Source organism: Streptomyces sp. NPDC052910, from assembly GCF_055585605.1.
Window position 1 is genome coordinate 506,052 of record NZ_JBVJJR010000002.1, and the last position, 21,848, is coordinate 527,899.

General features: G+C 74.7%; 18 protein-coding genes. 12 read left to right on the top strand and 6 right to left on the bottom strand.

Features of this window, described 5'->3' with window-relative positions:
- The first annotated feature begins 1 nt into the window (after position 1).
- Entirely contained in the window at positions 2-319 is a 318-nt protein-coding gene (locus ACZ6X9_RS08005) for an STAS domain-containing protein (RefSeq protein ID WP_469777082.1), read from the top strand.
- Between the two features lie 104 nt (positions 320-423).
- A complete protein-coding gene (locus ACZ6X9_RS08010; protein WP_469777083.1) occupies positions 424-1,797 on the top strand; it encodes an MFS transporter in 1,374 nt (457 codons plus the stop codon).
- Between the two features lie 58 nt (positions 1,798-1,855).
- Here the strand turns inward: ACZ6X9_RS08010 and ACZ6X9_RS08015 are convergent, their stop codons facing one another.
- Together ACZ6X9_RS08015 and ACZ6X9_RS08020 are read right to left on the bottom strand one after the other, a co-directional pair.
- The gene (locus tag ACZ6X9_RS08015) at positions 1,856-2,515 is read right to left on the bottom strand and encodes a TetR/AcrR family transcriptional regulator (protein WP_469777084.1); all 660 of its coding nucleotides are present in this window, start codon (positions 2,513-2,515) and stop codon (positions 1,856-1,858) included.
- Positions 2,512-3,576 (bottom strand): saccharopine dehydrogenase family protein, encoded by a 1,065-nt coding sequence (locus ACZ6X9_RS08020; protein WP_469777085.1) that lies wholly within the window; start codon positions 3,574-3,576, stop codon positions 2,512-2,514. The genes ACZ6X9_RS08015 and ACZ6X9_RS08020 overlap by 4 nt, the downstream gene beginning before the upstream one ends.
- Positions 3,577-4,265: 689 nt before the next feature.
- Here ACZ6X9_RS08020 and ACZ6X9_RS08025 point away from each other — a divergent pair.
- Positions 4,266-4,724 carry a helix-turn-helix domain-containing protein gene (locus tag ACZ6X9_RS08025; RefSeq protein ID WP_469777086.1) on the top strand — a complete coding sequence of 153 codons (459 nt, stop codon included), beginning with the start codon at positions 4,266-4,268 and terminating at the stop codon, positions 4,722-4,724.
- 49 nt (positions 4,725-4,773) lie between these two features.
- On the opposite strand, the gene ACZ6X9_RS08030 is transcribed toward ACZ6X9_RS08025, so the two are convergent.
- The 3 genes from ACZ6X9_RS08030 to ACZ6X9_RS08040 form a co-directional block, all read right to left on the bottom strand.
- On the bottom strand, positions 4,774-6,843 hold the full coding sequence (locus ACZ6X9_RS08030) for a SpoIIE family protein phosphatase (protein ID WP_469777087.1): 2,070 nt from the start codon (positions 6,841-6,843) through the stop codon (positions 4,774-4,776).
- Positions 6,844-7,048: 205 nt separating this feature from the next.
- The gene (locus ACZ6X9_RS08035) at positions 7,049-7,672 is read right to left on the bottom strand and encodes an ATP-binding protein (protein ID WP_469777088.1); all 624 of its coding nucleotides are present in this window, start codon (positions 7,670-7,672) and stop codon (positions 7,049-7,051) included.
- Between the two features lie 323 nt (positions 7,673-7,995).
- Positions 7,996-8,646 (bottom strand): DUF4360 domain-containing protein, encoded by a 651-nt coding sequence (locus ACZ6X9_RS08040; RefSeq protein WP_469777089.1) that lies wholly within the window; start codon positions 8,644-8,646, stop codon positions 7,996-7,998.
- A gap of 837 nt (positions 8,647-9,483) precedes the next feature.
- On the opposite strand from ACZ6X9_RS08040, the gene ACZ6X9_RS08045 reads away from it, so the two are divergent.
- Positions 9,484-10,440 (top strand): D-2-hydroxyacid dehydrogenase family protein, encoded by a 957-nt coding sequence (locus tag ACZ6X9_RS08045; RefSeq protein ID WP_469777651.1) that lies wholly within the window; start codon positions 9,484-9,486, stop codon positions 10,438-10,440.
- Between the two features lie 541 nt (positions 10,441-10,981).
- On the opposite strand, the gene ACZ6X9_RS08050 is transcribed toward ACZ6X9_RS08045, so the two are convergent.
- On the bottom strand, positions 10,982-12,241 hold the full coding sequence (locus ACZ6X9_RS08050) for an ATP-grasp domain-containing protein (protein WP_469777090.1): 1,260 nt from the start codon (positions 12,239-12,241) through the stop codon (positions 10,982-10,984).
- A gap of 705 nt (positions 12,242-12,946) precedes the next feature.
- Here ACZ6X9_RS08050 and ACZ6X9_RS08055 point away from each other — a divergent pair.
- The 8 genes from ACZ6X9_RS08055 to ACZ6X9_RS08090 all read left to right on the top strand — a co-directional run bounded on the left by ACZ6X9_RS08055 (position 12,947) and on the right by ACZ6X9_RS08090 (position 21,545).
- The gene (locus ACZ6X9_RS08055; RefSeq protein WP_469777091.1) at positions 12,947-14,845 is read left to right on the top strand and encodes a hypothetical protein; all 1,899 of its coding nucleotides are present in this window, start codon (positions 12,947-12,949) and stop codon (positions 14,843-14,845) included.
- A complete protein-coding gene (locus tag ACZ6X9_RS08060) occupies positions 14,842-15,336 on the top strand; it encodes a Rieske (2Fe-2S) protein (protein WP_469777092.1) in 495 nt (164 codons plus the stop codon). Before ACZ6X9_RS08055 ends, ACZ6X9_RS08060 begins: the two co-directional genes overlap by 4 nt.
- Positions 15,333-15,590 (top strand): ferredoxin family protein, encoded by a 258-nt coding sequence (locus ACZ6X9_RS08065; protein WP_398271015.1) that lies wholly within the window; start codon positions 15,333-15,335, stop codon positions 15,588-15,590. Before ACZ6X9_RS08060 ends, ACZ6X9_RS08065 begins: the two co-directional genes overlap by 4 nt.
- A complete protein-coding gene (locus tag ACZ6X9_RS08070; RefSeq protein ID WP_469777093.1) occupies positions 15,590-16,153 on the top strand; it encodes a cupin domain-containing protein in 564 nt (187 codons plus the stop codon). The genes ACZ6X9_RS08065 and ACZ6X9_RS08070 overlap by 1 nt, the downstream gene beginning before the upstream one ends.
- 59 nt (positions 16,154-16,212) lie before the next feature.
- Positions 16,213-17,007, top strand: coding sequence for a DUF3050 domain-containing protein (locus tag ACZ6X9_RS08075; protein ID WP_469777094.1), 795 nt, complete (start codon positions 16,213-16,215; stop codon positions 17,005-17,007).
- A gap of 169 nt (positions 17,008-17,176) precedes the next feature.
- Complete coding sequence (locus ACZ6X9_RS08080; protein WP_469777095.1) at positions 17,177-18,529, top strand: aldehyde dehydrogenase family protein; 1,353 nt, start codon at positions 17,177-17,179, stop codon at positions 18,527-18,529.
- Between the two features lie 188 nt (positions 18,530-18,717).
- Positions 18,718-21,360, top strand: a complete 2,643-nt coding sequence (gene lanKC, locus ACZ6X9_RS08085; protein WP_469777096.1) for a class III lanthionine synthetase LanKC — start codon at positions 18,718-18,720, stop codon at positions 21,358-21,360.
- Between the two features lie 65 nt (positions 21,361-21,425).
- Positions 21,426-21,545, top strand: a complete 120-nt coding sequence (locus ACZ6X9_RS08090) for a SapB/AmfS family lanthipeptide (RefSeq protein WP_469777097.1) — start codon at positions 21,426-21,428, stop codon at positions 21,543-21,545.
- Positions 21,546-21,848: the final 303 nt, after the last annotated feature.

A 21,848-nucleotide genomic window follows, 5' to 3' on the forward strand; every position in this document is an offset into this window, starting at 1 on the left:
CATGAGCCTTCTGCACATCACCCGACGCGACACCGCCACCGGCCCCGTCCTGCACGTGGCCGGCGACCTCGACTACGAGCAGGCCCCCGGCCTGCGCCGCCAGGCGGACGGTCTCGACCTGCGGCCGGGCCAGTGCCTGGTCGTCGACCTGTCCGGCCTGGAGTTCTGCGACTCCACGGGCATCACCGCGCTCCTCGCCGCCCGCCAGCGCGCCCTCGCCGCCGGCGCCGACATCGCCCTGAGCGGCGTTCCCGCCAACACCCTGCGGGTCCTGCGCGTCGTCGGGCTCGACCGGGTGTTCACGATCCGGGAGGGCTGAGGGGCGGGCCGGGGCGTGGAGCGGACCGCACGGCCGCCGTCGCGTGAGCGAACTCACCGCCCAAAACGGACTTTTCAGCTTATTGACCACCTTAAGCTGTATGGATGCCCTCCGCCCCCGCCCTGCCCCGCCCTGCCCGCGTTCCGACTCCCGTCACTTCTTCTCCTGCTTCACCTTCCTTCGCTCCGGCTTCCGGCGAGGGGGCTCCCGGCGGGCGGCGGGCCATGGCGGTGTGGGGCGTCGGCGTGTGCGTGTACCTCGTCGCGATCGTCTTCCGGACCAGCCTCGGCGTCGCGGGGCTCGACGCCGCGGACCGCTTCCACATCAACGCGTCCGCGCTCTCGACGTTCTCGATCCTCCAGTTGCTGATCTACGCGGCCATGCAGATCCCCGTCGGGCTGATGATCGACCGGCTCGGCACCAAGCGGGTCCTCATGCTCGGCGCCGCGCTGTTCACCGCCGGCCAGCTCGGCTTCGCGCTGAGCCCGACGTACGGCACGGCGCTGGCGTCGCGCGCCCTGCTCGGCTGCGGCGACGCCATGACGTTCATCAGTGTGCTGCGGCTGGGCTCACGCTGGTTCCCCGCCCACCGGGCGCCGGTGATCTCACAGGTGGCGGCCCTGTTCGGCACGGTCGGCAACCTGATCTCCACGCTCGTCATCCCCCGGGCGCTGCACGGTCTCGGCTGGACCGTGACCTTCGCGGGCAGCGCGGCGGCCGGTGCCGTGGTGCTGCTGCTGACCCTGCTCTTCCTCAGGGACCACCCGGAGGGGCAGGCGCCGGCGCCGGCGCCCGCCGCGGGGGTCGCGTCCGTGCGGCGGCAGATCACCGCGGCGTGGCGGGAGCCGGGCACCCGACTGGGCATGTGGGTGCACTTCACGGCCCAGTTCCCGGCGACCGTGTTCATGCTGCTGTGGGGGCTGCCCTTCCTCGTCCAGGCGCAGGGCCTGTCCCGGGAGGCGGCCGGCGGGCTGCTCGCCCTGTCCGCGGTGTCCGCGATGGCGGTCGGACCGGTGTACGGCCAGGTGATCTCCCGCCGTCCCGCCGCCCGTACGGCAGTGGCGCTCGGCACGGTGGCCGCGACCGCGCTGACCTGGGCGGCGGTGCTGGGCTGGCCGGGGGCGCACGCGCCGATGTGGCTGCTGTCGGCGCTGTGCCTGGTGCTCGGCGCGTGCGGCCCGGCGTCGGTGGTCGGCTTCGACTGCGCGCGCCCCGCGAACCCGCCGGAGCGGCAGGGCACCGCCTCGGGCATCGTCAACATGGGCGGGTTCGTCGCCTCGATGGCGACGCTGCTCGCGATCGGCGTCCTGCTGGACGCCACCGGCGACGACTACCGGATCGCCTTCTGCTCGGTCTTCGCCGTCCAGGCCTTCGGCGTGTCCCGGATCCTCCGGTTCCGCCCGGCCGCGGAGCGGCGGCGCGTCCGCCGGCGCCCGGTCGCGTCCGGCGGCCCCGAACCGGTCCGCGTGGCGGCCTGACGCCCCCGGACCGGCCCGCCCTCCGGCCCGGTCAGGACCCCGTCCGGTCCCGTCCGGGTCAGTCGCGCAGCAGCCCCACCGCCGCCTCGACGAGGTACGCGTCCATCGCCGCCGAGCGGTGGCCCGCGATGCCCGAGCGCAGCAGGGACGCGCCCTCGACCAGGGCCACGAAGGTCTCGGCGCGGCCCCGGCAGCGTTCGGCGGGCCAGTCCGGCCGGAGGTCCCGGACGTAGGCGGTCACGTGGTCCGCGTAACGGCGGTAGAAGGCGCGGACCGCTTCCGCGATGGTCTCGTCCCGTGCGGCGAGGGCCCAGATCTCGACGAACAGCCGGACGAGGTGAGGGTCCTCCTGCTCGGCCAGGAGGACGGCCACGGCGTCGGCGGGGCCGGCGTGACGCGGTTCGGCGGATGCGGTGTGACGCGGCTCGGCGGATGCGGTGTGACGCGGCTCGGCGGGGTCCGGACCGGGCCGGCCGCCGAGGCCGGCCGGGCCGGTCAGCCGCTCCAGCGTGCGGTCCAGGGCCCGTTCCAGCACCGCCCGGATCAGGTCGGCCCGGGTCGGGAAGTAGTGCTGGAGGTGCCCGAGACGGACGCCCGCCTCGGCCGCGACGGCCCGCAGGGACGCGTCCGCGTTCCCCTTCGCGACGAGCACGGCCTCGGCGGCGTCCAGCAGGCTCGTCCGGCGGGCACTGCCCTGCCGGGTCAGCTTTCCGGTCATGCGACGCTCACCTCCACCCCGGCCCGCTCCAGGGCGGGGAGGACGTGGTGCGGGGCCGGGGTGGTCTCGGGGAAGGCCACACCGGAGGGCGGCGGCGCGCCGTCCGCGCCGAGCACCCGGCGCAGTCCGGACCAGGCGCCCACGGCGGTGAGGTGGGCCTGCCCCGCCGGGTCGGAGACCACCGCCGAGCAGTGCCCGCCCGTCCGGCCCTGTACGTCGACCCGGAAGCGGGCCTCTCCCCCGTCCCCCGGCGCGTAGAGCAGCGAGCGCCGCAGCCTGGTGAACCGGTCCCCGCGCCCCCAGCGGAAGAAGCCCGTCCGTCCGAGGGCCAGCAGGGCGGAGGTCGAGGCGGCCGAACCGAAGCCGATCCGGGTGGTCGCCGTGTCCACTCCGAGCGACAGCGGCAGGGTGAACTGCTCCGGCGTGTCGATCCGCGCCACCTTCGTGCGGTGGCCGCCGATGGCGACGGTCCCGGCGTCGCTCAACGGCACGGCCATGCGGCGCCGGCCACCTTCCATGACCTCGTAGTCCAGCCCCAGCCGGTCCATGAACTCCACGGAGTCGGCGCCCGCCCGGTCCTTCAGGTCGTAGCGGACGGCGATCTCGACGGACGCCGCACCGCCCAGCCCGTCCGCCAGCGCCGCGGCGACCAGCGCGGTCACCCCTCCCATCCAGGCGGACGAGAGCAGGACCGGCGCCCGGGGCGGCGTCAGGGCCGCGAGGGCCAGCGCGCGCTGGAGCCGGGCGGTCCAGCGGGTGACGTCCACATAGGGCACCCCGCCGCGCAGGGCGGCCCGCAGGATGCGGTCGTCGGGGTCGTTCACCGCGCCGACCACGGCGCGGACGCGGGCCCGGAACGGCTCCGGGTCCGACAGGTCCCAGCGGCGCACCTCCGCCCCGGTCGCCTCGGCCACCTCCCGTCCCCGGCCGGGTTCACGCCCGGTGAGCAGCAACGGCCAGTGCGGCGCCGCCAGTCGGGCCAGTTCCGCGCCGACCGTTCCGTAACCACCGGCCACGAGCACCGGGCCCGCGGGGTCGGCCTGTATGTCGTCGTCATGCATGGCGCCGAGGCTAGGTCATCCGACCTAGAAAGATCAACGGCCTTTCGGCGCAGGCGTCCTGAACGTTCGCGGGCGTCCGGAACACCGGGGGCGGAACCTCGGCGCTCCGCACCCGCCGGCCCGGACATCCGTCCGCCGGGCGGAGAACCGACGCCGATCCGGGCCCGGTTGACCGGCCACGAGCACGGACGGACCCGGAGGGCGCACGGGATCACCCGGGGGCCGGCGGGGAGAACGCGTCGGCGCCCGACGCCGGACGAGCGGCTTCGGGCCGCTTCCGGGGCTCGGAGCCGCGACCCGGTTCGACTTCCGGTTCCGGCTGGACGCTTGGGGAACGGCGGACGGCCTCCTCGACCGGCCGTCGGCACGCACGCGCACGGCCCGGACCGGGCCGGCGCACGACGACACGGACGGCGACCGCCCTCAAAGCACCCCCGTGGCTTTGAGCGGTCGCCGCCCGCATCACCGCGGACGTTAGCCATCCGCATCAGGCCATGGCAACTTGCTGCCCCAAGTCGCAATGTATTGCACTTAAAGTCGGTCCATATCCGTCTTCCCTCGGTCTCCACTCTCGACAAATCAGGCAATGCCCTACAGAACACGGTTTTGCCTCCCGGGCACTTCCATGGCTCCGCCGTTCCCGCGCCGGTTAGAGTCCTGGGGTCGGAGCGTGTGCGGGAGGGTGGACGATGCAGCAGGGGGGAGCGCCCGCGGAGGGCGGGGAGCGGCCGTCCGTGGCGGCGCGGATCACCGCCGCCAAGGCGGACGTCGCCCGGCGGCTGCGGTACGTGCGCCACCACCACCCCGAAGGCCCGTTCACGCTCGCGGCGTTGGCGGAGCGCGCCGGGGTCTCCAAACGGACGCTGTCCCAGGCGGAGTCGGCGGACGGCTCCAACCTCACCCTGGAGACGCTGCTCAAGGTGAGCGACAGTCTGGGCATCCCGCGTGCCGCGTACTTCCTCGACGAGCAGGTCTTCCGTCAGGTCAACAAGGAACTGGCGGGCGACGGGCCCGCGGCGGAGGCGCCGGCGGCCCGCGTGGACCACGTGTCCCGCCTCCTCAACGACATCCTCGACACCGCCGCCCGGGCCCGGTGCGCCTTACGGGACCTGCCCGCCGACGGGAGCGCGCCCGACGGCGGCGCCTGACCCGCCGTCCGGCCCCCGCCCGGGCCCCGGCCCGTCGTCCGGGTGACGGTCAGCCGCCGACCTCGGCGATCAGCAGCGCCACGTCGTCCTCGCTCCCCCGGCGGAACACCGAGAGCAGCAGGTCGCAGGTCTCCTCCAGGCCGGTCCTGGGGGCGTCGAGGACGCGGACGAGCTCGGCGAGGCGGACGTCCAGGGCCTCGTCGCGGGTCTCCACGAGGCCGTCCGTGTAGAGGACGAGCCGGTCGCCCGGGGCGAGGTCCACGGCCACGCTCTCGAACGGCACGCCGCCGACGCCCAGCGGGGCCCCGGTGGGCAGGTCGAGCAGGACGGGCGGGCCGCCGTCGCGCAGCAGGACCGGCGGCAGATGCCCGGCGTTGGCCACGCAGCACCGGCCGGCCTCCGGATCGTAGACGGCGTAGACGCAGGTGGCGATCTGCTGGTCCAGACCGGTGGCGGCCCGGTCGAGGTGCCGGAGCACCTGGGCCGGGTCGAGGGCCAGCCCGGAGAGGGTCCGGGCGGCGGTGCGGAGCTGGCCCATGGCGGCGGCCGCGGTGATGCCGCTGCCCATGACGTCGCCGACGACCAGGGCGCTCTTGCCGCCGTCCTGTGGGACGACGTCGAACCAGTCGCCGCCCACCTGCCCGGCCGTGCCGGCCGGCTGGTAGCGGTACGCGACCGCCAGCCCCGGCGGGCTGGGGGGAGCCTGCGGCAGCAGGGTGCGCTGGAGGCTCAGCACGGCGGCGCGTTCCCGCTGGTACCAGCGGGCGTTGTCGATGCAGACGGCGGCGCGGGCGGCGAGCTCGCCGGCCAGCACCACGTCGTCCTCGGTGAAGGGCGCGGGGTTGTCGGTGCGCTTGAGGTCCAGGGCGCCGAGCACCTCGCCGCGGGCGATCAGCGGGACGGCGATGTACGAGTGGAGGCCGGCCCGGGCCAGTACGGCCGCCGCGGTCGCGTCGCGGGCGATGCGCGGGAGGTCGCGGGTGCCCACGCGGGGCAGGTGGACGGGGCGGCCGGTGGCCACGCACTCGGCGACCAGCCGGTCGGCCGGGTAGTGGGCGAGTTCGCCGGTCGGGTCGGCGGCCCGGGCGGCGTCGGCGGCGCCCGCGGTGCCCGCCGAGGCCACCGCGAGGGCCCGGATCGCGGTCGCCCGGCTCTCGGGCGCGCGGTTGCCCTCCAGGGCGGCGTCCAGGACGTCGACGGCGGCGACGTCGGCCAGGGCCGGGACGACGACCTCGGCGAGCTCGTGGGCGGTCTGGTCCAGGTCGAGGGTGGTGCCGATGAGCACGGAGGCGTCGGCGATCAGGGCGAGCCTGCGCCGGGCCTCGGCGGCGGCCAGGTCGGCGCGGTGGCGGTCGGTGACGTCCAGGACGGACGCGGCGACGCCGAGGATGTGCCCGCCGGCGTCCTCCAGCCGGTAGTAGGAGATCAGCCGGGCGCGGTCGTCCTCGCCCCCGCCGAGGCCGCCCGTCACGAACCGGTCGAGTTCCGGCTCGCCGGTGGCCAGCACCCGGCGCATGGCGGCCTCGCTGGCCTCGACGTCCACGAACGGCAGCACCTCGCCGATCCGGCGGCCCAGGTGCTCCTCGGCGGGGAAGCCGTGGATCCGCTCCAGGGCGGGGTTGACCATCACGTAGCGCAGCTCGGTGTCGATGACGGCGAGGCCGATCGGGGACTGGGCCACCAGGCGCAGCGAGAGCGCCAGGTCCCGTTCCAGGTCGCGCAGGACCTCCCGGTCGGTGGCGATGCCGAGGGCGTACATGCTGCCGTGCGGGCCCTCCAGCCGGACGTTGCGCAGCTCGACCAGGCGGGGGCCGCCGTCCTTGTGGCGGACGGGGAAGACGCCGGCCCAGCTCTCGCCCTCGCCCATCACCCGGTCGAACAGGTCCAGGACGACGCCCAGGTCCTCCTCGGCGACCAGCAGCCGGGCGGCGTACTGGCCGAGCGCCTCGGCGGGGGTCCAGCCGAACAGATCCTGGGCCTGCGGGCTCCACAGGATGATCCGGCCCTCACGGTCGAGGACCACGGCGGCCACGCTGAGCACGTCGAGGAGGCCGCCCGCCTCGTCCCAGGCGGGCCGGGACCGGCCGGGGCCGGTCCGGAATCCGTCGGTGGTGCCCATGCGAGGTCCTCCTTGCGCCCGCGCGCGACGGGTGCGGACACGGTGGCGTGGCGCCGGGCCCGGCCCGGTACCGCCGCTCGCGCCGCCGTCCGTCGCGCCGCGGTCTCCATCGTCCCTCGGATCCCGCGCGGCGCGCAGCCGCTGGGACGCGGGGTGTGGCGCGCCGCGTGGGGGCGGCGGGGGCGCGGGGGCGGTACGGAGCGGGTCAGGCGTCCGTCGGGCCCGCCGGGGCCGGGACGCCGGAGGGGGCGGCGGGGGTGTCGGGGGCGCGGGGGGCGTCGGGGAGCCGGAGGGCGAACCACACGGTCTTGCCCGCCGGGGAGGCGTGGTGTCCCCAGCGCTCGGCGATCTGCTCGACCAGCCACATGCCGCGGCCGTTCTCGCTGTCCTTCCCGGGGAGCGAGCAGCGCGGCAGGGCGCCCCCGCGGTCGGTGACCCGCGCGACCAGGTGGGCGGGGGTGCGGGAGAGGGACAGCTCGACGTCACCGGTGCCCTCGGGGACGTGCACGATCGCGTTGGTGACCAGTTCGGAGAGCAGGAGGGCGGTGTCGTCGGTCAGCTCGCCCAGGCCCCACTCGGCCAGCAGGCGCCGGGAGAAGGCGCGGGCCGCCGCGACGGAGCGGGGGGAGGCGGGGAGCGAGATCGCGTGGGCCGGGCGGTGCGAGGCGGTGGCCCGGGGCCGGGTGTCGGCGGCGGTACCGGCCGGAACGGGCCGGCCCCAGGGACCGCACCACGGGACGACCGGCGGCGGAACGACCGCGTCCGGGGCGCCGAGGAGGGCGTCCGCCGGAGGTGCGGGGCTCAGGATGTCACGGCTGGAAGCAGACATGAGGCTCTGTGCGATCGAGGGGGGACGCGAAGGCGGGGCCGTGGGGGGCCGCAGGCTTCGCGGTGGTCTTCCCCACACTGGCGCGAATTCCTCCAGAGGTCTATACCCTCTCGGTCACGGTGGCCGTGCGGAGCGCTATGTTCGCAGGTGACGGGGGCTGAACGCGACCTAAAGTCATGGTGAACGCGAGGTGTGAGCCGCACTCTCCACGGACCGAGCGGACGGGCGGGCGAGCCGGCGGGCGGCCGGGCCGGGTGCGCGGAGCCGGCCGGGAGGGGGTGCGGCCCCCGCCCCGCGCGTACCCGCCCCGGCCGCCGTTCGCGCTACGTGCGCGGGCACTCCTTCCACGCGAGGTGGTAGACGGTGTTGATGCTGCCGTCCGTGGAGTCCATGGTCATGAAGCTGTTGGTCTTGGTGGTGTCGGACGTGCCGCCGTTGACGCGGAGTTCGGTGTTGATGTTGAAGTTGCGCCGCTCACCGCAGGGCGCCCAGACCAGCGCACCCACCGGGACCGAGTCCGTGGCCTGCCAGTTGTCGCCGTACGGGCCTCTGAAGCCGTGGGAGCTGGGCGTCGTCTGCGAGGAGCCCTGGAAGTAGTACGAGGCCTTCTCGGTGCCGCTCGCCCCGGACTCCAGCTTGGCGTAACCGCGGTAGTCGGCGCTGGCGATGGCGTAGGTGAAGCCCTGCGGGACGTGGACGATCAGGTTGAGCTGGCAGTTCTTGCGGAAGTCGGTCGGCTTGGATCCCAATCCGACCTGGGCCAGGTAGTCGCTGTAGGTGACGGTGAAGGCGGTGTTGTCGGGTGACACCGCGATGGCGGCGGTACCGGCCGGACAGCCCGAGCCGTTGACCGTCGCGATCTCGATGACGATCTTGTCCGGCGGCGGGTTGGTGATGACGGAGGGCTGCTGGGTGGCGAACGCCGAGGCGAACAGCGCCGTGAGCGCTCCGGCGGTGACCAGACCTGCGGGCATGGTGCTCCAATCGGTTGCCTTCGGGCGGCGTGGGCGGCCCGAGGGGACGGCGGGAACCATTCCGCGGCACCACGACCCCCGGATTCCCAGGGAGCGGACCCGTCCGGGACGACCGCCCGGCGGACGCCGGAGCCCCTTGAGCGGAAGGGGCGCACCGGCGGCGGGCCGACGGGGTGACCGGCGGCGGGACGCAGTGTCGGAATGACGTACCGGGCCGGAGGAGGGGCAGGTCACGAGCATCACAAGGCATGCCCATGACAATCTTCACGGCCCGCTGGGACGGGGAGCGTTCGAATGATAGGGAGCCCCACGGGGGTTGGCTAGGCCTCCCGCCGCGGACCCGCGGCCTCCGCCGGACCGCACCGGTCGGGACGTCGCCCGCCGACGGCCGCGGGGCGGTGCCCCCGGAGCTCCCCGGCGCCGGGCGACTCCCGGTCCGGCCCGGCCCGGTCCGACCGGCCGGCGGAGGCGATGCCGGCGCCCTGGGCGCTGCGGCCACGCCGGGCATGTGGCCGGAACGCGTGCACATCGGACTCCGCGGCGTCCACCGGGCCGCCGGGGCGTCCACCGGGCCGCGCACCGCCACGGCCGCATGGCCGCGTACACCGGCGACCGTGCGGCGCGCGCGGCCGTCGCGGCCTGAACGCGACGGCCCGGGAGGGCCCGTGCCGGGCGCGGCGCGGGCTCCTGGCAGAGTGTCCCCGTCCCACCCGTCACGCCGATCCCTTGCTCACCACTCTCACCACTCCATCCCCCCACCGCCGTACCCAAGCCCCCACACTCAAGCCCCCACATCCAAATCTCCGCACCGAAGTCCCCGCACCGAAGGACGACATGATGACGCTCCGCTGCACCGTGCTCGACGACTACCAGGGCGTCGCCCTCTCCACGGCCGACTGGTCGGTCCTCGGCGACGCCGTCGAGGTCAGGGTCGCGCGCGAGCACATCGCGGATCACGGCCGGCTCGTCGAGGAGCTGGCCGACAGCGAGATCGTCGTCGTCATGCGGGAACGCACCCCGTTCCCCGCCGAGTTGTTCGCCCAACTGCCGAAGCTGCGGCTGCTGATCACCTCGGGTATGCGGAACGCGTCCATCGACCTCGACGCGGCGGCCCGGCACGGTGTCATCGTGTGCGGGACGGACAGCAACCCCGAGCCGCCGGTCGAGCTGGCCTGGGCGCTCCTCCTGGGGCTGGCCCGCGGCCTGGTGCGGGAGAACGCGGCGCTGCGCGAGGCCGGCCCCTGGCAGAGCACCGTCGGGACGGACCTGCACGGCCGGCGGCTGGGGTTGCTGGGGCTGGGGAAGACCGGCAGCCGGATGGCGCGGATCGGGCGGGCGTTCGACATGGAGGTGGTCGCCTGGAGTTCGAACCTCACCGACGAGCGCGCCGCCGCGGCGGGCGCCGTCCGCGTCTCCAAGGAAGAGCTCTTCTCGGACAGCGACTTCGTCTCCGTCCACCTCGTGCTGGGCGAGCGGACCCGCGGGCTGGTCGGCGAGGCGGAACTGCGGCTGATGCGTCCGACGGCCTATCTCGTCAACACCTCGCGGGCGGCCATCGTGGACCAGGACGCGCTCGCCGGCGCCCTGCGCGGCGGCCTGATCGCCGGCGCCGGGGTCGACGTCTTCGACCAGGAGCCGCTGCCCGCCGACCACCCGTTCCGGACACTCCCCCGGCTGCTGGCCACCCCGCACCTGGGGTACGTCACCCACCGCAACTACACGGCGTACTTCACCCAGGCCGTGGAGGACGTCGCCGCCTACCTGAGGGGCGAGCCGGTCCGACGACTGGCCTGACGCCCAGCAGCTCCGCGCGTGCTCGAACGCCCGGGGGCGCGTGCGCGGACGGCGTCCGCGCGAGCTCGGACGGCCGTCGGACCGCAGGCCGGCTCATCCCCTACAGGCCGTCGCGTACCGGGCGTACAGAGCCGTGCTCCCGGCCCCGGGCTCCCACGCCGGCCCGGGCCGCAGCACGACGCGGGCCGGCCGCCCGGCGACCGACCGCCGTACGCCGGGCCCGGCCTACGGACCGCCGCCACCGGCGCCCCGGCGCCCCTTTCCGTGCCTGCTTGGCCTGCTTGGCCTGCTCGGCCATTGGGCGCACTTCGCACAGCCGTGCGCGCTTGGGGCGGCCGGGCGCACCTCGGCGGCCGGACGTGCGCCCTCGTCAGACCGTCCCCGCGTGCCGAGCCGTCCCTCCGCGCCCACTCAGGCGGCCGGACGCGCGGGCACAGGCGGCCGGAGGCGACGGCTCAGGCGGCCGGAGGCGACGGCTCAGGCGGCCGGACCCGGCCGTTCAGGTCTCTGCCGTTCAGGTCTCGGCCGTTCGGCGCGCTGTTCAGGCGTCGGCCGCCAGTGCCAGGGGCGCGCCCCGCTCGTCCGCCTCGGTGTCGAAGACGACCTGCCCGGCCAGTCGGGTGGCGATGGCGTCGCGTTCCTCCGGCGTCTCGGCGCCGGTGACGAAGACCCCGGAGCGGGTGAAGGAGTCCTTCTCCGGCGGGATGACGTCACCGGGGCGGACCCGGAGGTCGGCGGCGAGGACGGCGGGGTGGGCGGCGAGTTCGTCCCAGCCGCGGACGGCGCGGAGCCGGCCGGGCGGGGCGAAGAGGAAGTCGACGCGGGCGGCCCGGCCCGGCTCGGGCAGCGGCGGGGGCGTCCGGCCGAGCAGGTCGTCGACGAGGGTGCCGTAGAGCTCCAGTCCGGGCCGGGTGTGCTCGACGAGGGCGTGGATGAAGTCGCCGCCGCCGCGGCAGTGGAACTCGCCCAGGACGATGCCGGCGGGTGTCACCCAGAGCTCGATGTGGAAGACGCCGTGGGTGATGCCCACCGCCTTGAGCCCGCGGGCGACCGTGTCGCGGGCGAGCCGGTCCGTGGCCTCGTCGAGGCCGGCGGGCTGCTGCTGGCTGGTGGAGATGAAGCCGTCGGTGACGGCCTTCCGGGTCAGGGCGAGCACCCGGGGTTCGCCGCCGAGCACGATGCCCTCGGCCGAGTACTCGTCCCCCGCGACGAAGGTCTCCACGAGGAAGTACGGGGAGGCGGGCAAGGGGCTCATGGCCGTCGAGGGCCGGTGGAACTTGCGTACGGCGTCCGGCAGTTGCCCGGGGCCGTGGACGAGGGAGACGCCGATGCTGGCGAGGCCGTCGCGCGGCTTGACGACCCACGGGCCGGGGGCGGTCTCCTCCAGGAAGCGCTCGGCGTCGGCCACGCTGTCGCAGACGGCGGTGTGGGGCTGGGGGAAGCCGGCCTCGCGGAGCCGCTGCCGGCAGAGGTCCTTGGTGCGGACGCGCCGTACCGCGTCGGGGTCGTTGCCCGCGAGGCCGAGTTCCCGGGCGATGACGGCGGTCGGCAGGACGGAGAGCTCGCGGACGGTGAGGACCGCGTCGACGGGGGGCCGGGTGGCGGCCCAGGCCCGGCAGGCCTCGGGGTGGTGGACGTCCAGGGCCACCACCTCGTCCACGTACGCGAGGTCCCGGGCGGTCGCGGACCGCAGGTTCTCCGGGGTGTCGGCGCCCACCAGGGTGACGCCGCGGCGCCGGGCCTGTTCGCTCAGCCGCCGGATCTGGTCCTGGCCCCAGGCCGGCATTCCGGTGTTTCCCATGACGAGGAGCGTCACATCTGCCATACGACCGGCTCACTTCCCTCTGGCGACTGATCGGATTCCGACGACCGATCCCACTCCGGCGACCGGCCGGCACTTCACCGACCGATCGGATTGCAGGGATTCCTGACGAAGCGTAGCGGTTCGCCGGGGTCCGGGAAGGGTGGCCGGAGGGGTGTCGTATCGGCCGGACAGCGTGCGGGCGACCGGCCCTGATACCGCTCGTCGACGGGCCGGATGCCCCGGGGGAAGCGTCGGCGGTATTTCGGCCACCCTCGCGAAAAGGATTCCGGCGGGCTGGCCGCGGATCGCCGCAGCGCCCCCATGCCGCTTGCATATTCAGCATGCAACCATCCTTCGTCGAGCCATTGGTACGGCATTTCGGGGTCACGCCCGGGAAGGATTCCGCAAGAGCCCGGCAAAGGGTTTTCCGTCCAGGGCGCGGCGCTGGTGGCGGCCCGCCCCAGCCGTCCCATGGCGGAGAACGCCTTCCGGCCAGAGCCGGTCGATTGACAGGGGGAACGGCGCTCCCTAGCGTCGTCGGCGTCATGCTTTCCGGGGCGCGCGCTCTCTTGCCGCCGCCTCTCGCCGGCCGTCCCCTGGCGCATTCCGGAGAAAAACCGGAGTGGCCGGGACGGCCGACTGCCGTGCCTCTCCTCCCGCAACGCCGTGCGCACTGTGGATTCCCGCTCTGGAGGCGCCCGTATGGCATCGGATCCCCTGCTCTCCCACCCCGATTTCACCGGCGCGGACCTATCCGTACTGGATGAAATCGAAAAGGATCTGAACGACCGTCTTGACATGCTGGGCGATGACGGCGATCTCGTCGTGGTGGCCGGCCTGGTGGCCGCGCGCATCGTGGACGCGGCCGTCCTGGAGAAACTCGTCGACGACCGTTCCGGCGCCGGCCGGCCGCTCGATCTCGCCGCCCACGGAATTCCGGCCGAGGAATTCTCGCGTTTCCAGCGGCTCTGGTACCACTTCAAGGTGCCGTACGCACGCGCGTCACTGGTCTGGTGGCGGTTGTTCTGCCTGGCCCTCGGGCGCGGCGCCACCGCGGACGAGGCGCTGGAGCGGATGGGCGACCGGCTGGCCGCGCTGCACGGCCCCGCGCCGGACGTCCTCGCCCGCGCCGGCACCGGCACCGGGCTGTCCGGGGAGGCGGTGGTCGTCACGGCGGACGAGACGGCCGGGCTGCGGGCCCTGACGGCGGCCGTCCGGCTGGACGCGCCGCTGGTGGCGGTGGACGACGTCCGCGCGGCCGTGGCGGCCGGGCGGGCGCTCGGCCGTCATGTGGTCACCGCGGACCGGGAGTCCGCTCCGGCGACGGGCGGCCACGCCGCCCTGTGGCTCGGGCCGCCCGCCGCCCTGGACGGCCTGCCGGACCGGGCCCGCCGCGCCTGGTCCGCCCTGCCCGCCGAGGAACGCGACGCGCTGCTGGCGGGTTTCGAGCGCCGGATCGTCTCCGTCGAGCGGGTCCGGCTGCTGGCCGGCGAGACGGAACTCGACAACCGGGCCGTCGCCGCGGAGGTCGCCGCGTGCCGTGCCCTGCCGCCGGAGGAGTGGAGCGGCACCAGGCTGGTGCTGGCGACGCTGCTCCGGTGCTGGCAGGAGGCCGGGTTCGTGCTCCAGGAACTCAACCAGTCCCTGCTGTCCTTCCCCGCGCTCGCCCTGTTCCTGCTGCGCAAGTCCCGCGGCTACGCCCGGTTGCTGGGCGAGGCCGAGCCGCCCGACGCGACCGCCCCCGACGTCCTGGCGGCGGCCCGCCGGCTGGCCGGGCTGCGCACCCGGGTCGAGGAGCGGTACGAGCGGTGCCTGCACTTCGACGGCAGCAACTGGGAGCGCCGCGAGTTCCTGCTGCCGCTGTCGGTCTACCGGCGCAGCGCGCGCGTCCCCGACGGGCTGCCGGAGCGGCTGTACGCCGAGACGGGCGCCGAGTACACCGGCCGCGCGGGATCCGCCGAGGAGTGGGACGCCTTCCTGGAACGGGTGCTGGAGGCGGGGAGTTCGCCGACCCGGGCACTGCAGGCGGTGGCGCACTGGGCGGCGGACGCCGAGGACCTACCGGTGGACCTGGCGGTGTTCACGGTTCCGGTGGGCCGGAAGCTGGACGAGCCGTGGACGATGGAGTTCACGGACCTGTTCTGCTTCACGGGGTTCCGCACCGGCTTCCGCCCGGAGGAGTTCGGCATCGCCAACGGCCGGCTGCTGATGTACAACGTCATCGCCCAGCGGATGCGGTACAACGCGGTGAAGAAGGCGCAGAACTACGCGCCGGTGATGCGGTTCGCGCCGCAGGGGTTCAACCTGCCGGACATCGCCGTCGCGGAGGACGCGTTCCACGGCGGCCACGCCGCGGCGGGCATCCGGCTGGCCTGCCGGCTCCCCGTCACCGTCCGGTACCGCGACCGCGACTGGAACGGGCTGGCGGACGTCCGGCTGAACCGGTCGGCGTACAGCCGAGAGAACCGGTTCCGGCCGCGGGACATGGTGCTCGGACACCGCTACACGCGCTGGGCGAAGGGGCTGGCCGACGCGACGTATCGGCGGGGCCTCATGTTCGACGACAAGTGGACGGACAAGGTCAAGGACCTCGACCTGTGAAGACGGAGCCGGCGATGGGCGAGGCGACGACACGGGCCGGGAGGACCGCCCCGGCCACCCCGGCCACAGCGGCCACCACGGCCACAGCGGACGGGACGGCCGGCACCGGAGCGGCGGGCGAGGCGGTGACCGGCGCGGCCGGGGCGGCCGTCGAGGTGCTGCCCGGCGGTCGGTGGTGCCTGGTGCGGCTGGCCGACCGGGTGGTGCGCGTCCCGGCGCGCTGCCCGCACCGCGGCGCGCCGCTCGCGGCCGGGCTGGTGACCGGCACGTTCCTGGAGTGCCCCTGGCACGGGGCCACCTTCGACCTGCGCACCGGTCACCGGGTGCGCGGCCCCCAGTGTGCCGACCTGGCCGTCCGGCGGCACGAGCCGGAAGCGCCCGGACGGGCGGCGGCGGGCGGCACGGCAGAGGCCGGCGCGGCAGAGGACGGCACGGCGGAAGGCAACGCGATGGAAGGCAGCGCGACGGAAGCGGAGGAGGGAAGCGGATGACGTACGTGATCACCGAGCCGTGTATCGACGTCAAGGACGGCGCCTGTGTGGATGTCTGTCCCGTCGACTGCATCGAAGGCGCGGAGGCGGAAGCGCCGCAGTTCTACATCGACCCCGCCCGCTGCGTCGACTGCGATCTGTGCGCCACCGTCTGCCCGGTGGACGCGATCTTCCGTGAGGAGGAATTGCCCGAGGAGTGGACGCACTTCACGGCCGTCAACGCCGACTACTTCACCGAGCGGGCGGAGGCGTGATGACGGCGCGTTCCGCGGCCGACGAGCTGTCCGTCATCCGGTGGGCCAACGCGCAGATCGGCGATGCGGCCACCTCGCTGCACATCCCGCACGGCGAGCGGCCGGTGCACATGCACGGCGCGGACGCCACCGGGCTGGGGCTGGTGAGCAACGGCGCGATCGGGGCGGACGTCATCCGGCTGCCGGCGGGCGCGGGCTTCCCGCCGCACACCCACCCCGGCCACCACGTCCTGGTGGTCCTCGGCGGCCTCGGCACCATCACCTACAACGGACGCGTCCACCCGACCGAGGCGGGCCAGATCTACCTGGTCGAGGGCGCGGTGTCACACGCGGTCGGCGCGATCTCGGACCACGTCCTGCTGGCGATCGGCGCCCCGCACATGCCGGTGGAGTCGGAGCGGCGGATGGAGGTGGTGGTCTACGAGGAGGTGCTGAGCGAGATCGGCAACCTGCACTGCCTCATCTGCGATCTGAAGTCCCACCTGCCGGCCTATCTGCACGACGTGGGGTGCTCGCACTGCCCCTGCCACGACTGCGCGGTCCCGGACGCGTCCCGGCGCTGATCCTCCCGGCCGCGCGCTGTTCCCTTCCTTCCTTGTCTCCGGCCTCTCAGGAGCCGTTCATGGCCGTCTCGCGCTACCACACCCACGTCAGCCACCCGGGCCTGACCGCGCTCAGGGCGGAGATCGAACCCGCCCGCAAAGGCGTCCTCGCCCACCCGATGTACCACAGCGTCACCAGCCCGGACGCCGCCCGGGTCTTCATGGAGCACCACGTCTTCGCGGTCTGGGACTTCATGTCCCTGCTCACCAGCCTGCAACGGCAGTTGACCTGTGTGGAGGTGCCCTGGGTGCCGCACGGCCCGGTCGCCAGCCGGCGGCTGATCAACGAGATCACGCTGGTGGAGGAGAGTGACGAGTACGGCGACGGCTTCATCAGCCACTTCGAGCTCTACCGGGCCGCGATGGACGACGTCGGGGCGGACACCGGGCCCCTCGACGCCTTCGTCCGGGAGCTGCGGGCCGGCGTGCCGGTGTCCGAGGCGCTGCGTACGGCGCGGGTGCCGGAGCCGTCGGCGCGGTTCGTCGACGCCACCTGGACGGTGCTGGAGACGGCGCCCGTGCACTGCCAGGCGGCGGTGTTCGCGTTCGGGCGCGAGGACCTGATCCCGGAGATGTTCGAGCAGGTGGTGCGGATCGAGGACGCCGACGGCCGGCTGACCCTGTTCAAGGACTACCTGGAGCGGCACATCGAGGTCGACGCGGACGAGCACACGCCGATGGCGATGCACATGCTCGTCGATCTGTGCGGCGACGACACCGGGAAGTGGAAGCGGTGCGCGGACGCGGTCCGGACGGCGCTGCACGCGCGGGCCGAGCTGTGGACGGCGATCACGGACGCGATCGTGGCGGCTTGACCCGTTGGGGGTGCCCCCTCTCCCTCCCCCGGAGGGGGCACCCCCATCCGCCGTTTCTTGCGGGGGCTCCCCCCCCGCCCCCGAAACCGCGCTTCGCGCGGTTGTCCTCGAACTCCCCCAGAGGGGGCACCCCCAACGGGCCGGCATGGCCCGCCGGAGAGGAGACCGAGTGCTCACCGACCCCCGGACCGGCCGCACCCGCCCGCACCCCGCCCCGCCCGGCGGCGGACGAGGCACGGCGGAGTCCGTCGCCACCGCCGTGGCCGCGGCGAGGCGGGCGCTCCCCGACTGGTCCGGGCTCACCGCCCGGGAGCGGGCCCGCCGGCTGCTGCGGTTCGCGGCGGTGCTGGAGGACGCGGCCGGGGAGTACGCGGCGGCCGAACGGGCGGGCACGGGCAAGCCGTTCGCCGAGGCCGCCGCCGAGGTGGCGCAGTGCGCCGACCTCGTCCGGTTCTACGCCGGGGCGGCCCGCGCGGATCTTGTACCCGCCGGGGGCCGGCGGCTGCCGGGCCGGGAGAGCTGGGTCCGCTGGGAGCCGCTGGGCGTGGTCGCGGCCGTCGTGCCGTGGAACTACCCGCTGCTGATGGCGGTCTGGCGGTTCGCCCCGGCGCTGGCGGCCGGCAACACCGTCGTCGTCAAGCCGGCGGAGACGACGCCGGACAGCGCGCTGCTGGCCGCCCGGCACGCGGACGAGGAGCTGGGTCCCGGGGTGCTGACCGCCGTGCCCGGCGGCCGGGAGACCGGCCGGCTGCTCGTCGGGCACGAGGGCGTGGACGCGATCGCGTTCACCGGCAGCCGGGCCGGCGGGCTGGACGTGGCGGCCCGCGCGGGAGTACGCCGGGTGAGTCTCGAACTGGGCGGCAACTGCCCGGCGTTGGTGCTGCCGGACGCCCCCGCGTACACCTGGGAGCGGCTCGCCGCCGCCTGTGTGTACAACGCCGGCCAGTCCTGCGCGGCCCCGGCCCGGGTGCTCACCCCGCACTCCTGCCTCGAGCGGACGGTAGGCGGCCTGGCCGCGGCGCTCGGCGCCCGCCGGGCCGGGGCCGACTTCGGCCCGCTGAACAACCCCGAGCAGCTCAAGCGGTTCGACAACCTGCTGACGGCGAGCCGGGCCGGCGTCCGGCACGTGGGGCCCGTCGCGCCCGCCGAGGACGAGCGGGACGGCTACTGGCGGCCGGCCACGCTCCTCGCCGACGTGCAGGACGACGATCCGGCCGTGCGCGAGGAGGTGTTCGGTCCGGTGCTCACCGTCCAGGCGGTGCCGGACACCGACGCGCTGGTCAGGGCCGCCAACGGCATGCCACACGCGCTGGCGGCGAGCGTGTGGGGCGAGGCCGTGCCCACCGTCCTGCGCCTGGCGGGCGCGCTGGACGCGGGCGAGGTGTGGGTCAACTGCCATCTGGAGCAGACGGCCGAACTCCCGCACGGCGGCCGCCGGCAGTCCGGTCAGGGCACGGACCTGAGCGTGCTGGCCCTCGCCGAGTACCAGCGGCCCAAGACCGTCACCGTCGCCCTGGAGTGACACTCCGGTGCCCCGGAGTGCATCCGAGCGCACGGAAGCGTCACGAAAGTGACATCGAAGTGCCCCGAAGTGGCACCGGAGTGCCTCCCTCCAACCATGCGTTTCACACGGCCCGTTGGTGACACGTGTGACTGGTCCGGCTCCCCCCGGCGTGGAAATCTCGACGCATCACAGCCGAGGGGGATCACATGGACAAGCGGTACGAGGTCTACTGCCTGGCCGACCGGCACTTCTACGAGACCCCGGACCGCCTGCCCGTCCTCGCCGGGACCACCACCGAGGACGGTCTGTTCGAGACCGCCCGGCGGCCGGTGCCGGACAACTGGGCCACCGCCCGCAACGGCGACTGGCTGAACCTCTTCCCGGCCGGCCCGGACGGCGGCCCGCTCCCCGGACAGCCGCTCCAGGGCTGGAAGATCCACGTCTCCGCGACCGCCGGCACGGCGGACAAGACGGCGGCCGACGTCTGGGACTACTGCGTCCCCCGGGGCATCCCGTTCAAGTTCGTGCCCGGGCCGCACCTGCTGCATCTGCGCAACACCAAGTACGCCGGCCGCGACCACAGCGGCAAGTTCGTCACCGTCTACCCGGCGGACGAGGAGCAACTGCGCACGACGCTGGAGGAGCTGGACGCGCTCCTCGGCGGCCGGCCGGGTCCGTACGTCCTCACCGACCTCCGCTGGAACGAGGGGCCGCTCTACGTCCGGTACGGCGCGTTCGCCCGCCGCTTCTGCGTCGACGAGCGCGGCACGCTCGTCCCGGCGATCGAGGACGGTACGGGCCGGCTCGTCCCCGACTCCCGGGACCCGGCGTTCCGGGTGCCGTCCTGGGTGACCCTCCCGGCGTTCCTCGCACCCCACCTCGCGGCGCGCAACGCGACCACGGTGGCCGACCTGCCGTACCGCATCGAGAAGGCGCTCCATTTCTCCAACGGCGGCGGCGTCTACCGGGGCACCGACACCCGCGACGGGCGGCAGGTCGTCCTCAAGGAGGGCAGGCCGCACGCCGGACTCGCGGCCGACGGGGCGGACGCCGTCACCCGGCTGGAGCGCGAGCGCGACGCGCTGGACCGGCTCGCCGGCCTGGACGCCGCGCCCGGACTGCGCGACTGGTTCACCCTCGGCGAGCACAGCTTCCTGGTGATGGACTTCGTCGAGGGCAGACCGCTCAACTCCTTCTTCGCCGAACGCCATCCCCTGCTCACCGCCGAACCCGACCCGGCCGCCACCGCCGCGTACACCACCTGGGCGCTGCGGATCCACCGGGCGGTGGAGGAGGCCGTCGAGGCCGTCCACTCCCGCGGGCTGGTCTTCAACGACCTGCACATGTTCAACATCATGGTGGCACCCGACGAACGGTCGGTCACCCTCATCGACTTCGAGGCCGCCGCGCCGGCGAGCGAACACGGCCGGCAGGTCGTCGCCCACCCCGGCTTCTTCGCCCCGCCGGACCGCCGGGGCCGGGACGTCGACCGGTACGCGCTGGCGTGCCTACGGCTGGCCCTGTTCCTGCCGGTCACCACCCTCTTCGTCATCGACCGGGGGCACGCCGCACACCTGGCGGAGGTGATCGCCTCGCAGTTCCCGGTACCGAGGGAGTTCCTGGACGAGGCGGTGGCGGAGATCACCCGCGACGCGGCGGCCGTTGCGGCCCCGCGCTCCCCGGCCCCGCGCTCCACGGCCCGGCCACCCCGGCCCGGCGACTGGCCGGCGAGCCGCGACTCCATGGTCCGCGCCCTCCTCGCCTCCGCCACGCCCGAGCGGGACGACCGCCTCTTCCCGGGCGACGTCGCCCAGTTCGGCGACGGCGGCGGGCTCGGCCTCGCACACGGCGCGGCCGGGGTGCTGTACGCCCTCGAAGAGGCGGGCGCGCCCCGCTACGAGGAGGGCGAACGGTGGCTGCTCGACCACACCGACCCGCTGCCGCCCGGCACCCCGCTCGGCCTCTACGACGGTGTCGCCGGCGCCGCCCTCGTCCTCGACCGGCTCGGCCACACCGGGCGCGCCCTCGACCTCACCGAGGCCGTACTGCGCGAGAACTGGCGGCGGCTCTCCTCCGACCTGCGCGGCGGCCTGGCCGGGCTCGGCCTCCTCTTCGACCACCTCGCCGCCGCCACCGGCGACACCACCCTGCGCGACCACGCCGTCCGGGCCGCGCAGGTCCTCGCCGACCGCCTCACGGCCGACGAGCCCGGCGACGCCGGCGGACCGGCGGCCGGCCGCCGCGCCGGACTGCTGCGCGGCGCGACCGGACCCGCCCTCCTCTTCCTCCGGCTGTACGACCGGACGGGCGCGCCCGACCTGCTGGACCTGGCCGGACGGGCACTCCGCGCGGACCTGGCCCGGTGCGTCACCACGGCCAACGGCACGCTGGAGGTCGACGAGGGCTGGCGCACCATGCCGTACGCCGGGGACGGGAGCGTGGGCATCGGCATGGTGCTCGACGACTTCCTCGCGGCGGCGGGCGACGACGACCCGGCTCTGGCCGCCGCCCGCGACGGCATCACCGCCGCGGCCCGGTCCCGCTTCTACGCCCAGCCCGGCCTGTTCCAGGGCCGCGCCGGCATGATCCTGCACCTCGCCCGCACCACCGCGCCGGGCGTCACGCCCGGGCAGGTGGCCGCCCAAGTCGACGCGCTGGACTGGTACGCCATGGGCTACCGCGGCGAACTCGCCTTCCCCGGCCACCAGATGATGCGGCTCTCCATGGACCTCGCCACCGGAACGGCCGGCTGCCTGCTGGCCCTGGCCGCCGCCCACGGCGACCGCCCGGCCGCCCACCTGCCGTTCCTCCCGCCCCTCCCGGGCCCCCGCCCGGTCACGGGCCCCTGAACCCGGCACCGCCGCTCGGCGGAGCCGTAGCACAGCACCGACAGTCCCCGAGAAAGGACATCATCATGGCACTCCTCGACCTGCAGAACATGGAGTCCGACGAGCTGCACGGCGGTGGCGGCGGGCAGAGCACCGTGAGCCTGCTCTCCTGCGTCAGCGCGGCGAGCGTTCTCGTCTGTCTGTGACGCGACGGGTCTGAGACCCCGGCCGGTCCCCTCCACGGGGCCGGCCGGGGTCCGGCCGTAAGCGATGGGGGTGCCCCGGTCCCGCCCCCACCGTTTCCTGCGGGGGCGGAGCCCCCGCACCCCCGAAGCGCGCTGCGCGCGCTGTCCTCAAGCGCCGGACGGGCTGAAACCAGCCCGTCCGGCGCTTGAGGACGAGCGGCGAAGCCGCGAAAGGCGGGGTCTGGGGCGCAGCCCCAGGAAACGGTGAAATGGGGGTCCCCCCTCTGGGGGAGGGACCGGGGCACCCCACCCCACCCGACCATC